16 protein-coding genes are annotated in these 15,783 nt (G+C 52.1%); 8 read left to right on the top strand and 8 right to left on the bottom strand.

Annotation, left to right across the window (positions count from 1 at the left end):
• Positions 1-24: 24 nt before the first annotated feature.
• The 7 genes from RT52_RS04280 to RT52_RS04250 form a co-directional block, all read right to left on the bottom strand.
• Complete coding sequence (locus RT52_RS04280; protein WP_034815488.1) at positions 25-858, bottom strand: formate/nitrite transporter family protein; 834 nt, start codon at positions 856-858, stop codon at positions 25-27.
• A 208-nt stretch (positions 859-1,066) separates the two neighbouring features.
• Positions 1,067-1,735 (bottom strand): 50S ribosomal protein L25/general stress protein Ctc, encoded by a 669-nt coding sequence (locus RT52_RS04275; protein ID WP_029335235.1) that lies wholly within the window; start codon positions 1,733-1,735, stop codon positions 1,067-1,069.
• Positions 1,736-1,898: 163 nt separating this feature from the next.
• Entirely contained in the window at positions 1,899-3,704 is a 1,806-nt protein-coding gene (mutL, locus tag RT52_RS04270) for a DNA mismatch repair endonuclease MutL (RefSeq protein WP_034815282.1), read from the bottom strand.
• Between the two features lie 4 nt (positions 3,705-3,708).
• Positions 3,709-6,237 carry a DNA mismatch repair protein MutS gene (gene mutS, locus RT52_RS04265; RefSeq protein ID WP_034815280.1) on the bottom strand — a complete coding sequence of 843 codons (2,529 nt, stop codon included), beginning with the start codon at positions 6,235-6,237 and terminating at the stop codon, positions 3,709-3,711.
• A 49-nt stretch (positions 6,238-6,286) separates the two neighbouring features.
• Positions 6,287-6,715 (bottom strand): YlbF/YmcA family competence regulator, encoded by a 429-nt coding sequence (locus RT52_RS04260; protein ID WP_034815278.1) that lies wholly within the window; start codon positions 6,713-6,715, stop codon positions 6,287-6,289.
• A 107-nt stretch (positions 6,716-6,822) separates the two neighbouring features.
• Complete coding sequence (locus RT52_RS04255) at positions 6,823-7,245, bottom strand: GNAT family N-acetyltransferase (RefSeq protein ID WP_034815275.1); 423 nt, start codon at positions 7,243-7,245, stop codon at positions 6,823-6,825.
• 14 nt (positions 7,246-7,259) lie between these two features.
• Positions 7,260-8,723: a phytoene desaturase family protein gene (locus tag RT52_RS04250; protein ID WP_034815273.1), complete on the bottom strand. Its 1,464-nt coding sequence runs from the start codon at positions 8,721-8,723 to the stop codon at positions 7,260-7,262.
• 140 nt (positions 8,724-8,863) lie between these two features.
• Between RT52_RS04250 and RT52_RS04245 the strand changes: the two genes are divergently transcribed.
• The 7 genes from RT52_RS04245 to RT52_RS04215 all read left to right on the top strand — a co-directional run bounded on the left by RT52_RS04245 (position 8,864) and on the right by RT52_RS04215 (position 14,167).
• On the top strand, positions 8,864-9,364 hold the full coding sequence (locus tag RT52_RS04245) for a hypothetical protein (RefSeq protein ID WP_034815271.1): 501 nt from the start codon (positions 8,864-8,866) through the stop codon (positions 9,362-9,364).
• Between the two features lie 46 nt (positions 9,365-9,410).
• Entirely contained in the window at positions 9,411-9,710 is a 300-nt protein-coding gene (locus RT52_RS04240) for a P-loop NTPase family protein (protein ID WP_051690259.1), read from the top strand.
• Entirely contained in the window at positions 9,707-10,057 is a 351-nt protein-coding gene (locus tag RT52_RS04235) for a VOC family protein (protein WP_034815269.1), read from the top strand. The genes RT52_RS04240 and RT52_RS04235 overlap by 4 nt, the downstream gene beginning before the upstream one ends.
• A gap of 116 nt (positions 10,058-10,173) precedes the next feature.
• A complete protein-coding gene (locus tag RT52_RS04230; RefSeq protein ID WP_034815267.1) occupies positions 10,174-10,701 on the top strand; it encodes a P-loop nucleotide/nucleoside kinase family protein in 528 nt (175 codons plus the stop codon).
• A 125-nt stretch (positions 10,702-10,826) separates the two neighbouring features.
• Positions 10,827-11,588 (top strand): transporter substrate-binding domain-containing protein, encoded by a 762-nt coding sequence (locus RT52_RS04225; RefSeq protein ID WP_034815265.1) that lies wholly within the window; start codon positions 10,827-10,829, stop codon positions 11,586-11,588.
• On the top strand, positions 11,585-12,589 hold the full coding sequence (locus tag RT52_RS04220; RefSeq protein ID WP_034815263.1) for a pyridoxal phosphate-dependent aminotransferase: 1,005 nt from the start codon (positions 11,585-11,587) through the stop codon (positions 12,587-12,589). The genes RT52_RS04225 and RT52_RS04220 overlap by 4 nt, the downstream gene beginning before the upstream one ends.
• Positions 12,590-12,808: 219 nt before the next feature.
• Positions 12,809-14,167, top strand: a complete 1,359-nt coding sequence (locus RT52_RS04215; RefSeq protein ID WP_034815261.1) for a glycosyltransferase family 2 protein — start codon at positions 12,809-12,811, stop codon at positions 14,165-14,167.
• Positions 14,168-14,202: 35 nt separating this feature from the next.
• Here the strand turns inward: RT52_RS04215 and RT52_RS04210 are convergent, their stop codons facing one another.
• Entirely contained in the window at positions 14,203-14,760 is a 558-nt protein-coding gene (locus RT52_RS04210; protein ID WP_034815486.1) for a maltose acetyltransferase domain-containing protein, read from the bottom strand.
• An 84-nt stretch (positions 14,761-14,844) separates the two neighbouring features.
• Between RT52_RS04210 and RT52_RS04205 the strand changes: the two genes are divergently transcribed.
• Complete coding sequence (locus RT52_RS04205; RefSeq protein ID WP_034815259.1) at positions 14,845-15,768, top strand: DUF7916 family protein; 924 nt, start codon at positions 14,845-14,847, stop codon at positions 15,766-15,768.
• Positions 15,769-15,783 lie beyond the last annotated feature (15 nt).

The raw sequence follows: 15,783 nt of genomic DNA, 5'->3' as shown, positions 1-15,783 counted from the left end.
GACTGTTACGATTCGTGATATAAGTCATACTTCTTTAGCAGGTTTGACGATCGTCAACTCGACTTCTTCTGACTCTTGGGCTTCCCGCAATCCTTTCGCGTTCAACCACGTATAGATGGCCCCCATGAACAAGGCACCTCCGATGATGTTTCCGAACGTCGCCGGAACCAAGTTGTGAATCGCCCCGGCGAAACTGATTGTCTCTGGGTGCGGGACGACGAGCGTGAGCGCGAACAAAACGAAGTTCGCGATGACATGATCGAATCCTGAAGCGAAGAAGACCGCGACTAGGAAGATCATCGAGAAGATTTGCGCAAATTCATTTTTCATTTGTTTCGGCAAGAAAATCGCCAGGCAAACCATCCAGTTACAGAAGATGGCACGGAAGAAAATCTCGACCGTCGTATGGTGCATCTTGCTCTCGACGACGGCGAACAACCAGTTGTTCATCCCAAGTTCTTGAATGATTCCGGTCGGGGCAAGCAATATGGCGAACAAAATTCCGCCGACTGCATTCCCAACAAAGCACAATAACCAGACGAGCATCGTATCACTGAGCGTCGTATATCCGCGCAACGTCGACGTCGTGAAGTACATCGTATTCCCCGTGAACAGCTCAGCTCCCCCATAAATGATCATGACGAGTGCGATCCCGAACGAAAAGCCGCCAATGAGCGTCGTGAACGGCGAATCAAGCAGATACATGCCATTGACGACTTTTAGTGTGAAGATGGCGGCGAACCCGATAAAGATCCCGGCGAGCATCGCCCGTAAAAAGTATTCCATTGGCCGATAATGAATCATGTGCGATGACGCCTGGGCTTTCTTCCGTAATGATTCAAGTGCATGGATTTCCATTGATGCCATGTCACAAACCCTTCTTTCTGTTTGAATGAACCTTTATAATAAGAACGAACATGTGAAATCATTAACAATATAAGCCCGAATCCAATAAATTGCAATCGACCTTGGACCATGTTGACACATTTTTCACATCGTAATCGTTTACATATGTCGGATTTGTGACGAAAAAAACGACCCTTCGCAAAGGGTCGTTCGATCGAGCTTATTCTTTGTCTTCAGACTTCTCTTCAGACTCTTCCGAAGATGCTTCAGCCGACTCTTCTTCAGTCGCTTCAGTTTCACCTTCTTGCGTAGTATCTGTGTCTGCTTCAAGCTCTTCAAGTGATACCGGCTCATTAACCGATGCGATTTGAAGTTCGCCATCCGAGACAACCTCGTAGTCTTTGTTTTCTGGAATGTCCGCTACCGTCACCGAGTCACCGATGCCAAGTTCAGATACATCGAGTTCGATGCGCTCTGGAATGTTGGCAGGTGTGGCCGATACCGTGACTTTATAGAGCGTTTGTGCCAAGAAGCCGCCTTCTTTGACACCTTTCGCGTCGCCGACGAGCGTGACGTCCGCTTCGACTTCTGTTGCTTCGTCCATCTTCACGGCCATGAACTCGACGTGCTTATACTCGTTCGTGAACGGGTCAACTTCTGTCCCGTGAACGAGCGTGTTCACTTTCTTGCCGTCGATGTTGAGTTCGATCAAGGCGTTATCACCATGCTCACGAAGGATTTTACGAAGTGCCATCTCTTCAAACGCGACTGGTGTGCTCTCGACTTTGTAGCCGTAAACGACACCTAGCACTTTTCCTTCTTTGCGTAAGTTTGCACGGACCGAACGTGGTCGTAATTCTCGTTTCGTTACATTAAGCTTGTCTGCCATAATCTTTTCCCCCTACTGGTTAATGGATCATGTCTACATCTTGAGGGTGAGGCAGTGAAAGAGCCACCTCTCAACCTCGATGCGTTGAGCGACATGTGTATAATGTTCCCACGTCACGCATCGGGTAAACGTTACAGACCGTTAAAAAAAGATTACAACGTTGTCACATGACACGCTTAAACAGTTTCTCAAGTTCGTACGTACTCCATTTAACAAGGATTGGGCGACCGTGCGGACACGTGTAAGGCGACGCTGTCTCCGACAAGTCGTGAATCAGTTGGCGCATCATCTCGACGTTCAACGGATGGTTCGCTTTAATCGAACGTTTGCATGCCATCAAAATGGACGCCTCCTCGCGATATTTGGCAAGGTCAATCGAACGATCGCGAATCGCCATCTCGACTAAATCCCGAACCGTTCCTTCAAGGTCGTGTTGCGGATACCACGTCGGAATCTCTCGGACGAGGAACGTGTTCCCCCCGAACGGCTCGAGTTGAATCCCGGCCTCTTCTAAGAGCGGCAGCACTTCTTCGATGGCGAGCGCTTCTTGCTGGGTGAATTCGAGCGTGAGCGGTAACAAGAGTAGCTGGTACTCTTTCCCCGGATTCCCGAGTTGTTCATAGAACAGTTCATACTTGATCCGTTCTTGCGCGGCGTGCTGGTCGATGACGTACATGCCGTCCTCGCCGCCACAGACGATATAACTCGCGTGTAATTGCCCGATGACGTCGAGCTCGGGGAGCCGCTCCGTCTTCTGTTTCATCGGGGTGGCCTCCGAATCAGGCTCGTGCCTCGGCGAGACTTCCATGTTCAAAGGCGTTGGTGCCCACTGGCTCGGCGACGTGATCGGTTCACGTGGTATCGGGTAGTTCCATGCCGGCTCTTCTTTCACTTCAGGCGAGCGCTCGACGGTAAAGTCGAGTCGCGCTTGTTCCGTCTGGGCGCGTTCCACTTTCGGTTTCGGTTGGACCGTCGGGATGAGGCGTTGCTCACGAAGCGTCAGTTGGACCGTGTCTTGAATCAATTGACATAACTCTTTTTCTTTTGAGAGCCGGACTTCGCGCTTCGTCGGGTGAACGTTGACATCGATCAACATCGGGTCCATGTTCACTTCGAGCACAGCGATGGGGTAACGGCCGATCGGGAGTAGCGTGTGATAGCCTTCGAGGATGCTTTGGGTGAGGGCGAAGTTTTTGATGCTGCGTCCGTTCAAGATGAGCGTCACGTATTGTTTATTCGAACGGGTCACTTCCGGACGGACGAGATACGCGCTCAAACTATAGTCGTTCGTCTTGCTCGACGCCGTCACGATTTGAGAGGCGACTTGGCGTCCATAGATGGCGAGCATCACTTGTTTAAGGTCACCGTTTCCGTTCGTCCGCAACAACTCCTTGTCTTCATGATAGGCTGCAAGACGAACCTCTGGATGAGACAGGGCGATACGATTCAACGTATCCGTGATGCTCGCGAGTTCGGTCGCCGATGTCTTCAAATATTTCAACCGGGCCGGCGTATTGTAAAACAGCTGGCTGACCGTGATCTCCGTTCCGACGTTCATTGCCGCAGGCTTCGTCTCGGTCAAGACCCCTCCCTCGAGCGTCATCTCAAATCCGACCTCTTCAGCGCGGCGTGACTTGAGCGTGACGTGGCTAACCGAGGCGATCGACGCGAGGGCCTCGCCTCGGAAACCGAGCGTTCGGATGCGGAACAAGTCATGCTCGTCGCGAATCTTGCTCGTCGCGTGACGGAGAAAAGCGCGCGGTGCGTCATCTTCATAAAATCCGTGTCCGTTATCCCGGACTTTGATGAGCCGAATCCCGGCCTCGACGAGCTCGACCTCAATCTTCGTCGCGCCGGCGTCAATCGCATTCTCAACGAGTTCTTTGACGACCGAGGCGGGTCGCTCGACCACCTCACCCGCCGCGATTCGGTTGGCTAACTGTTCAGGGAGTTCTTGAATGATTCCCATCGTCTCATCCTTTCTTCGCAGCTTGTTGTAGCGCATAGAGCGCCTGCATCGCCTCGATCGGGTTCATGGCGAGTAAATCGAGCGCGAGCAGTTCGTCTGTTAAACTGTCCGATTTCTCGAACAAGGACAGCTGGGCCACATCCGTCTCACTTGTCGGGCGTGTTTCTCGCTTCGCTTCATCCGGCGCCGGTTCGGCTTCGAGGTGCTCTAAAATGGACCGGGCCCGGTCAATCAAATCTGCCGGCAAGTCGGCCAACTCGGCGACGTGAATCCCATACGATTTATCCGCCTTGCCTGGGTGGACCTCGTGCAAGAAGACGACGCGACCATCACGTTCGACTGCGCGGACGTGCACGTTCTCTAGCGTCGAGATCGTCTGTTCCAACACGGTCAACTCGTGATAGTGGGTCGAGAAGAGCGTCTTCGCGCCGATCGTGGCCGCGATATATTCCACGATCGCTTGCGCGAGCGCCATCCCGTCATACGTCGACGTCCCGCGTCCAATCTCATCGAGCAAGATGAGGCTATGTTCCGTCGCTTCCGTGACGGCTTGACGTGTCTCGGTCATCTCGACCATGAACGTCGACTGGCCGCTGACTAAATCGTCGGCTGCCCCGATTCGCGTGAAGATACGGTCGAACAATGGGAGCTCGGCCGCTTCGGCCGGGACGAACGAACCGATCTGATGCATGATGGCGATGAGTGCGAATTGACGCATGTACGTCGACTTACCGGACATGTTCGGTCCCGTGATGAGGAGCATCCGCCGTGAGTCGTCAAGCGTCAAGTCGTTCGCGACGTACTCGCCGCGCCCGAGCACCGTCTCGATGACGGGATGGCGGCCGCGGTCGATTTGAACATGTTTCGCCGTCGTCGGGCGAACGTAATCCCGTTTTTCGGCGACGATGGCGAGACTGAGCAAGACGTCGAGTTCACTGAGCGAACGGGCAAGCCGCTGCAACGGTTTCGTCTCGCGCTTGACCTCGTCTCGAAGTGCCACGAACAAGTCATACTCGAGCGTGCAACTCTTCTCTTCGGCCCCAAGAATGAGCGCCTCTTTTTCTTTTAATTCCGGTGTGACGTAACGCTCGGCGTTCGTTAGGGTCTGTTTCCGTTCATACCGCCCTTCCTCGAGCAGCTTCGCGTTCGCTTTCGTGACTTCAAGATAGTAACCGAACACACGGTTATAACCGATTTTGAGCGACTTGATTCCGGTCGCAAGACGCTCTTGTTGTTCAAGGTTGGCAATCCACGTCTTCCCGTTCGCTTTCGCTTCGAGCAGTTCGTCGAGCTCGCTCGAATACCCTTCTCGAATCATGCCGCCTTCCTTCGTCGAGATGGGCGGTGCGTCGACGAGCGCTCGGTGAAGCAATTCCGCTAATTCCTCAAACGAATCGAGTTCCGCATCGATTTGACGAAGCCTTGACGCCGTCACCGCTTGTAACAGGGCGCGCACGTCCGGGATGCGGGATAACGTATCGCGCAACTGCACGAGGTCGCGGGCGTTTGCCGTCCCGTATCCGACCTTGGCGACGAGACGCTCGATATCGTATACGTACTTCAACTGCTCGCGGAGTTGGTCACGTAACATGAAGTCGTCTAACAAGTTTTCGACCGCATCGAGTCGCGCTTCTATCGCCCCTTCCGTATAGAGCGGTTGTTCGAGCCAACGTTTTAATAGTCGCCCTCCCATCGCGGTCGTCGTCTCATCTAACAGGGCGAGGAGCGACCCTTTCCGTTCCCCGGAACGGGCCGAGCGGAACAATTCCAAGTTTCGGGCCGTGTTGGCGTCAAGCTGCATGTGCTGCTCGACTTCATAGGCAACGGCAGGTTGCAAGTGGTCGAGCGAACGTTTTTGTGTTCGTGTCAAATACGCGTATAGCAAGGCGAACGCGTCTCGTTGCGCCTCGTCTCTAGCGTCAACGGCCAAGTCGCTATCGATCCGGTCGGTTTGAACCGAGAGTGGGATCCCGAGCGGTGCCAACACGTCCTTCAAACGTTCGTCCGAGACGAGCACCTCGTTCGGGAGTAGCCCTTCCATCTCGCGGCGAACGGCTTCTCGCGTCGGCAAGGTCGTGAGCCAAGATTCACCTGTCGTCACATCGCCGCGTGCCACCCCGTAGCCGAGTGGATGGTTCGTCACCGCGACAAGATAGCGGTTCTCCTTGTCACCGAGGGCGGCCATATACGTCCCAGGTGTGATCACTTGGATGACTTCCCGTTTGACGAGCCCTTTCGTCGCTTTTGGATCTTCCATCTGTTCGCAGATGGCGACGTTAAAACCTTTCTCAATCAATTGCTCAATGTAGATAGCGGCCGAGTGATGAGGAACCCCACACATTGGAATAGGATGTTCCGCGTTCTTCCCGTTCTTCGATGTGAGCGTCAATTCGAGTTCTTTCGCTACGATTTGCGCGTCTTCAAAGAACAGCTCATAAAAATCGCCAAGTCGATAGAACAAAAAGGCGTCTGGATGGTCCGCCTTGATTGAGAAGTATTGTTTCATCATCGGGGTTTGATGTATGATTTCCATTTTTTTCACCTCTAGAAATTAGAACAGCTGACCAGAGGCCAGCTGTTTGTTAGTATCCGCAGCCGCCGCGTGATTTCTCGGCCGCCATGCCACTTCCTGTTTTACCAGCGAGTACGTCGCCGTCTGTCGATTCGATGATGCGGTCGGTCACTGAGTTCGCAAGCGTCACCGTCACGTATTGAAGCAGGTCGTTCACCTCAACTTGCGTCTCTTGGAACGCTTGGACGACCGGGATCGCGTCAAGCTCGTCCATTGCTTTGTCGATTTTCTGTTCGACTTTCGCGAGGGCCTCTGTCTTCCCGTAGTGTTGACAGTTGACCGCTTCTTTTTGCAAAAACTTGATGCGTTTGATGAGCGTTTGCACGCGTTCGCTTTCGTTCACTTTCGTCTCTGCTTCTTTGAAACGCGCCACTTCTGGCGTCTTCGCGAGAAGTTCGGCCAATTCTTTTGCTTTTTCAATCACTTGTTGGTCAGTCACGTTCGTAAACCCCTTTGCTGTCTATAATGTGATCGCACGAAACGTGCGCGAGTGTTCTCCATCATTCTACCATGAACGAATTCGGAAAGGTACATCATGGATTCAGTTCAAGCGTTGCTTTTTCGTACCATGTCGACGTGGGGAATCCCGTCCTCATCGTATTCATCGCTCGTCCGCTCGAACCCGAAACTCGCATAAAACGGTTCGACATACGTCTGCGCTTGTAAGTAGAGGGTTTCTCCCCCGTAATCGTTGACCGCGGCCTGCATCAATTGACGCGAATAGCCGTTGCCCCGATGCCCCGGTCTCGTCACGACCCGGCCGATCGCAATGGGTGAAGCGTGAACTAAAACACGCAAGGCCGCGACGACTTCGCCCCCTTCTTCCACCCAATAATGGACGGCATCGAGGTCTTTCCCGTCAACCTCCTGATATGCACATTCTTGTTCAACGACGAACACTTCCGTCCGTAGGGCAAGGAGCGCGTACAGCTCACGCGTCGTCAGTTCATCAAATCGCTTTTTCATCATCTTCCATCGTCTCCTTATAACGTCACGCCGAGCGCCCGGGCCACGTGCAACCCGCTCGTCATCGCGCCAATAGTCCCTGCGCCTGGAAACACCGTGTCCCCGCAGACAAAAAAGTCCGGAAGATTCGTCCGATAACTCGCGGCATGAAACAATGATTGACGCGGCGTCTGTGCATAGCCGCCGACGGCACCGTTCGGGCGTTTCGTATACTTCACCCAGGCGCCCGGTCCTCCTGGAAGCATGAGATTCGTGTGCCCCGACCAACCTGGGAATCCGATGCGCACAGCCTCAATCAAACGCTCGGTCCATTCATGTTCCAGTTTCTCATAGACGGCGCGCTGTTTCCAATCCTTCCATTCCGAAAGGTCGACGTGGGTCGACACCGTCACCGTCCGCTCGGGCTTGTCGGTACGCAACACGTCGCCGCCTGCTGACATCGACAAAAACGCATGGCCGCTCGGTAAATGCTCCGTATACACTTGTTGGAACAATGGCCGGTTCAAACAGACGTGTTCTGGGAGCGTAATATATAGACTAAACGTGCCCCACTGCGAACGGCTCAAGTGACGCCGATATTGGCGCTTGAACGATTTCGCGTCCTTCCCGGTCAGTAGTTGACTCGTCGCCTCGAGCGGGATGGCCGATACGACCGTATCGACGATGTCGAGCCGACCGCGCCGATCCGTCAGCAACCAACCGTCACTCACCGGTTCGATCGAGGTGATGTGACGACCAAGTAGTGCTGTCCCGCCGTCTCGACGAAGTGCGCGTTCGAGCGCGTGGGCAAGTTGATACAGTCCCCCCTCGACGTAAAACGCGCCTTCGTGGTAAATCGACAAGGCGACCGCGGCGAGCAGATGGCTCGCGTCTTTCGCCCCTGTCTGCAGACTGTCGAGCAAGATCCCATCAATAAACTGTTCGAACACCGTCCCGCTCAGCTGATGACGGGCAAGCGTCTTTTGCAACGGACGATAGAGTTTCGGCGCGACGGCGACAAGCTGTGGATTTAGTCCCTCCACCGCGACGAAGACGTCTTGTCGACTACGAAACGGCAAGGCCGGCAACCGTTCAAACAATGGACGGAGCGTCTCAAAGTCTCGCCACATCTCTTTCATGAACGCGCGGACATGGTTCGCCTCACTCGGAAACTTATTTTCGAGTTCACGTAAGAAACGATCGCGGTCCTGATCATAGACGACGGTCCGGTCGAGCAAGTGAACCGCCATGACTTCCTGTAACGGCCGAACCGGGACCGTCTCTTCTAAATGGCGCAATACGCGGTCATGGAGCCCGCCCGGCTCAAACCCCATACCGAGCGTCGCCCCGGCCGGAAACAAGTAGTCGCCTCGCTCGAACTTGCCGGCGCAGCCGCCCCATTCCCGTGACGCCTCATAAACCGTCACCTCATGTCCGTGCCGTTGTGCGAGGGCGGCAGCCGTCAACCCGGCAATCCCACCTCCAATGACTCCGATACGCATATCCATCCCCTCCTACGTCCATCATACATGGCAGACGTTCAATCGTGATGATTCGACGTGTCGGCTCGATGTTTTTCGGGCTAAAGGCAGGGTTCTTTCGATTGATGGCGAAAAAATCGATAAAGGACAGGTGAAGGCATATGCGAAGTCGGGTCATCATTTACTTATTGATTCCCATCTTGATTTTTATCGGTATTCTCATCACACCGGCATCGGAAGAATCACAAAAAGTCGCCACGATGACGGCCGTCAACATTCAAGAGATGATCCCTTATGAACGCGAGTATACGGCGCAACAAGTGTTACTGGAGAAAACGAATGACGGACGTGAAGCGAAGATTGAAGAATGGCGGCTCGAACGAGGGGCTCGTACGACGTATAGTTACGTCCTGAGACTACAGGGGTTTGAGACGGTCATTCAAGTCGATGCCGGGGCAGCCAATACGCGCTCGGACGGCTATTACGCCATGCAGGCGCACAGCCCAGTCTTCGAGGCGGACGAGCCGCTGTCGATCGGTTATCCAATCATCCTATTCGCAACGGAGCAACGGCTCGTATTGAATCAAATGGAAGTGCGGGTCTTATACGAAGAGGACGGCGTCATAGAAAAATGGCGTATCCTAGAATCAGAAGAATCATGATATTCAACATGCGAGAGGTAATTTCTAATGCAAAGAAGATTCCTCATTGCGCCTTCCCGCTGCCGACACGATTATATTTCTCGACTTGCCGAGGACCGTTTGGACGTATCGCGTCTTGAAGCGCATGCTGTCCGATCACGGCCAGACACGTCCGGACATGAACTCCGGTTGTGAGGAACGGTTCGACCCGAAGTTCTTGAAGTCGGTGTGGGATTATCCGAAGTCGCAGCGACCAGCGATTCGACAGCATTTACACAAACTTGAATCCGAAAAAGACATCATGATTCTGCGTTCACGGGCCGAAGTCCGTCGTTTCGTAGCGAATCAACTGGAGGCGAATCCATGAATCCAATTCTCCCAGAAATCGGGACCGTCTTTATTCCCGTCCGCGACGTTGCGACGTCCCGGGACTGGTATTGTCAGCTGTTTGATTTAGCGACAGATGGAGACATCCTGTTCGGACATCTTTATGTCGTCCCGTTAAACGGACCAAATCTCGTACTCGATAGTAAGATTTTTTCTGAAGCGAACGTCATCCAGACCCCACTTTTCCATTTGAACACGCCGGATATCCACCAAGCATACGCGCATATGATGCAACGACAAATTGACATTTTAACCTCGATTGAACACGACCATTGGTTTCATTTCAAAGACCCGGATGGAAACGTCCTGATGATGTGCCAATGCTGACGGGGGCGTAGGAGCATACGAACGAATCCGACGCACTCATCCGTTACGTCGATGAGACGCTCTCCCCGTTCGGCGGATTCACCATCGGGAAATCAAACGAAACGTGAGGATACCCTATGTTTTTTCTTCAAATGTCCGGTTTCCCCGGGTCAGGCAAATCGACGCTGTCTCGCGAAATCGCCAGACGACTGGATGCGGTCATCGTCGATCACGATGTCACGAAGACGGCACTGCTCGAATCAACCGCACAACACTCGCTCGACCCCGGGCTGGCCGGAAAAATCGCTTATGATCTCGATTGGGCGCTCGTCGAGTTCCATTTGTCTTTAGGGCGAAACGTCATTTTGGATAGCCCTTGTCTATATGACGTGATGATTGAGCGCGGCCTAGCGATTACAGAAAATAGCGGAGCCACTTATCGATACGTCGAGTGTCTCGTCGATGACATCGATGAAATCAATCGCCGGCTGCGGGAACGAAACCGGAAGCTCAGTCAAATCAGAAGCGTGTCACCAGAAGATTTTCATCGGACTGTCGCAGGTAGTAAAAAACCAGCGCATATGCATACGCTTACAATCGACACGAATCGCCCGCTCGAGACATGTTTTTCTGACATTATCGCCTATCTTCAAGCGATTGATTGAACACCTGATGCATCCTGTGCCTTCAGATTGGATGCATTTTTTTAATTGTTTTTGTATTTTTATACTTTACAATTAATAATCATACATATACACTTAGTCTCATATCGTGAAGGAGGAATTATTATATGAAGAAATGGTTGTTAACAGGAGCACTCGTCGTGAGTGCCATCGCACTTGGAGCTTGCAGTCAAAAGACGACGGGCGAAGAGAAAAAGACACTCGTCATGGGGACGAGCGCCGATTACTTTCCATATGAATTCGTCGACACGGCCAACGGGGACGCCATCGTCGGATTTGATATCGAGATTGCCGAAACAATCTCGGAACGTCTCGGGTATGAATTAAAAATTGAGGACATGGACTTCGGGAGTCTACTCGGTGCACTTAACGCCGGTCGGGTCGACTTTGTCATGGCCGGCATGACGCCGACCGAAGAGCGGAAGCAAAACGCCGCCTTCTCAGACATCTATCTATCCGCGACGAACTTGATTATGTCAAAAGACGAATCGCTCCAGTCGATTGAAGCGCTCGCCGGCAAAAAGATTGGCGTCCAAACGGCTTCGATTCAAGAAAACATCGCTAAAGAACAAGCACCAGACGCAGAGCTCGTCTCATTGAACAAGATTCCTGAAATCGTACAAGAACTGAACACAGGTCGAATCGATGCGATGGTCATCGAAGACACGGTCGCTCAAAAATACTTGGACCAGGATCAAGGATTTTACACGTTCGCATTGAAAGAAGATGGCGAGAAAGGTTCAGCGGCCGCCTTCAAGTTAGAGGATGACTTGCGTGACCAGTTTAATGACGAATTGAAGAAGATGATGGAGTCAGGTGAAATCGATGAATTGACGAAGAAATGGTTCTCAATGGAGCCAACGGAATGAGACCTGTCTCACTGCCAATCTATCCAATTACCTATCCAACCGGTTTTCGCTTGAATCAAAACGAAAGCCAATTCCCGGTCCCGGACCGCATCAAGCAGCAACTGTCAGCCATTTCGTTTGATGACTTGCACGAGTATCCGGTACAGCCAATCGATGAGCTGTTCACGCGTTACGCCGCCTACGCTGGGGTCGAACCGAATCAGCTCCTCGTCGGATGCGGCAGTGACGAAATGATTCATGTCGTCACGCAGGCGCTCTTGTCGCCTGAAGACGTCGTCTTGTCTCCAAATCCGGATTTCGCCCTCTATCCGATTTTTACAACGATTGCGCACGGACGTCACCTTCAAACGAATGATTTGTCGTTCGACGGTCTCGTCGCATCGGTGACGGAACATGAACCAAAGCTACTGTTGCTGTCAAACCCGAACAATCCGACCGGAAAACAATGGTCAGTCGCTGAGTTGAGCGACCTCGCTGGACGAGTGCCCTACCTTGTCGTCGATGAGGCGTATATCGATTTCACGCCGGACGCGAGTATGGTTTCACATCTCCATGCTTTTCCGAACGTGATCGTGCTCCGGACGTTATCAAAGGCGTTCGGTCTCGCCAATATCCGTATCGGTTTCATGGTGACAAACAGCGACTTGGCGAATTACTTCCGCCAGTTCGTGCCGCCATTTAACGTAAGTGGCTTTAGCGCTAAAATTGCGAATCTGTTTTTAGCGGATGCGTCATACGTGCAAGAGGCCATCACGTGGCATCACCACCTGCGCGAGCAGTGGCTTGAATTGCTGTCAGAAGTGGGTGACGTCTATCCGTCTGAGGCGAACTTCCTCTATGTGACGGTTAACGAGCCTGAAGCGTTGTGGCAACATCTCGCTTCACATGGGATTCACGTCTCGCGTCAAGCGACCGGGATTCGAGTCACACTCGGTAACGTGGATGCACTCGAGGCGACTCGCGAAGCATTGACGACATGGAACGTCACCGCCCATTCTTAAAACATGCCCGAAACCGTCGGAACCCAATCGACGCGTTCGGGTGTTTTTGTTTTAGGTCAATGTTTTGAGAGCATTACATTTCTCTAGTTGACTTTCATCACAAAGGTCGTCAAAATTCTTTTTGTTATGCTACACTTCGTTGCATTCTGTGCATATTTACACAATTTTTAAAGCGCAATATGTTCACATTTACAATTCAATAATATGGAGGAATTTTTTATGGTGTCACGAAATGAACCAGTCGAGACAAAATGGGGAAGAAATCGAATCGGCAATCGATGGTACTGGACCATTATGACTCGATTCTGGTTGTCCCACAGCTTCTCACTCGTCTGGCTACTCTTCTCAGTCTACATCTCACTACCTTGGCTCATGGATTTAGCCAAACTGACCAATCTCCCACTCGCACTTTTTATTATCGGAGGCATCGCCTACATACCTGGATATTTGATGGCGTTTCTTCTCGCAAGTCTCGTCCTCGATCGTCAACCTCCGTTCAAGGAAGAACATCCAAATGAAGCTGTAACCGTTATGATTGCCGCATATAATGAGGAGTCTTCTATCTATGAGACAATCCGTTACGTTGCAACGCAAGATTATACAGGTCCCCTTCACTTGCTTGTCATCGATAACAACTCAAATGACAACACGTCAGCCGAAGTGTTACGAGCAAAAGAAGACTTTTCACTTCCGATCACATTACTGCATGAACAAAAACCTGGAAAGTTTCAAGCACTCAACTTTGGATTGACCCATGTCACAACACCATATGTCATCACACTTGATGCGGATACGTTGATTCACCCCTCTGCCGTTCGTTTTTTAGTAGCTCGCCTCGTGAGCAGTCCTAAAGATGTCTGTGCTGTAGCCGGGAGTATGCTCGTTCGGAACAGTCGTCGCTCGTTTTGGACACGGCTTCAAGAATGGGATTATTTCTTAGGAATAGCTTCTATAAAACGACTTCAAGGACTTTATCAAGGAACGCTCGTCGCACAAGGCGCGTTTAGTTTATATGAAACAGCGGCCGTTCAAGAAGTCGGTGGCTGGCCTGATGCAATCGGAGAAGACATCGTGTTGACGTGGCGGTTACTTGAAACAAAACGACGCGTATATTTCGAGCCGCTCGCGGTCGCGTTCACGGATGCGCCTGAGTCATTTCAACATTTTGCCCGTCAACGTTCTCGTTGGGCGCGTGGCATGGTTGAAGGGTTGCAGGAAGTGAAACCCTGGCGTCAACCTCAGCTCTATACGAAGTATTTAACAGGTGTCAACTTGATTATGCCGTATTTAGACATCGCCTATACGTTCTTCTGGATCCCAGGTCTAATTTTAGCTTTGTTCGGTCATTACTGGATTGTAGGTCCGATGACATTACTCGTGTTACCCTTGACTGTTTTGAGTTACGGGTTACTTTACTTCTATCAACGTGATTATGTATTTAAGAACTTGAACTTGCGTGTACGTAAAAACTTATTTGGTTTTATCTTTTTCGTATTGAGCTATCAATTGTTCATGTCACCGATTTCTGTATGGGGCTATGCGCAAGAAACGTTCAAATTGAAGCGAGTTTGGGAATAAACAGTGCCCCGCAATTCTCATTGCGGGGCACTTTCTTATGGAATGAGTTTGAGCACACGTGCCGGATTGCCACCGACAACCGCTTTAGCCGGAACATCTTTCGTGACGACCGAGCCGGATGCGATGACCGCGTCGTCGCCGACCGTCACACCTGGATTGAGGATGGCGCCTCCACCAATCCAGACCCGATGCCCGACTGTCACCGGTTTCCCGAACTCGACGCCGGAGATGCGCTCGGTCGGGTCGAGTGGATGGGTCGCCGTATACACGTGTACACCCGGTCCGAGCATACAATCATCGCCGAAACGAATCGGACAAATATCTAAAAAGACGCAGTCAAAATTCGCAAAAAAGCGCTCCCCGAGATGAATGTTGTAGCCGTAGTCACATTTAAACGTCGGTTCGACATAATACGATTCCCCCGTCGTACCGAGCAATTCTTTCAGTGCGGCTTTACGTGTCTCCAATTCGTCAATCCCGGCCGCATTGAAGCGTTCTGTCAGGCGTCTCGCGTGTTTCCGGTCCGCTACGAGTTCCTTGTCGCCTGCTATGTATCGTTCGCCACGAATCATCTTCTCTTTTTCCGTCAATATGATCTCCCCCATTTCCATTCTAGTATAGAGGAATTTATGAAGAAACGGGGAATAGAGTGATGACGACATAGAGGAGGAAGCTACATGAAACGGATTCTTGATTGCAAAGCCAGTGATTTTTTAACGTTCAACCGTCACGACTTACTTGCCTCGATTCAAAAAGCAGAAGGACGGACCGTCCTCGCCGAGGTCATCCCAACGGTCCAACCGCTCTACCCGGAAGTGACGAACGCGGAACTCGCCCGGGCGTTCGGTGCCGACATGATTCTGTTGAACATGCTCGACGTGTTTCACCCGTATATTAAAGGACTAGAAAGTCACGCCTTATTCGGGAACGTTCCCGGGGAGTCGATGTCCGACAATCCGATTCTCGAATTGAAACGGCTCGTCGGCCTACCGATCGGTGTCAATTTGGAGCCGGTCGACTTTTCTGAGAAGTCGACGGATATGTATGATGTGAAACAAGGACGGCTCGCGACACGGGAAGCGTTCGCGAAAGCGTCTGAACTTGGCATCGACTTCATCTGCCTGACCGGCAATCCGAACACCGGTGTGACGAACGAGGCCATTGAACAAGCCATCATCAGTGCCCGGCAAGAGTTCGCTGGCGTCATCATCGCCGGAAAGATGCATCAAGCCGGGGTCGGTCGGGTCCTTGACCGTGAAGCCTATACGCGCTTCGCCGAGGCTGGAGCGGACATCATCCTCATTCCAGCACCAGGAACCGTGCCTGGTGTTCGTGAGGACGAGTTTTTCGAAGTCACCCGCGATATTCAAGCGCTCAATAAGCTCGTCGTCGCCGCCATCGGGACTTCGCAAGAAGGGGCCGACGAGGCGACGGTTCGGGAAATCGCCTTATCCTCGAAACGTGGCGGGACGGACGTGTTTCACATCGGGGACGCCGGACTGTCTGGCATCGCCACGCCGGAAAATATTCAAGCGTTATCGATTGCCATCCGTGGCCGACGTCATACGTACATCCGTATGGCCGCCTCGGTCAATCGCTAAAAAAGGAACGGAGCC

The organism is Exiguobacterium alkaliphilum 12/1, assembly GCF_000714435.1.
In the GTDB taxonomy this organism is placed as follows: Bacteria; Bacillota; Bacilli; order Exiguobacteriales; family Exiguobacteriaceae; genus Exiguobacterium; species Exiguobacterium alkaliphilum.
This window is presented reverse-complemented; position numbering and strand designations above follow the sequence as displayed.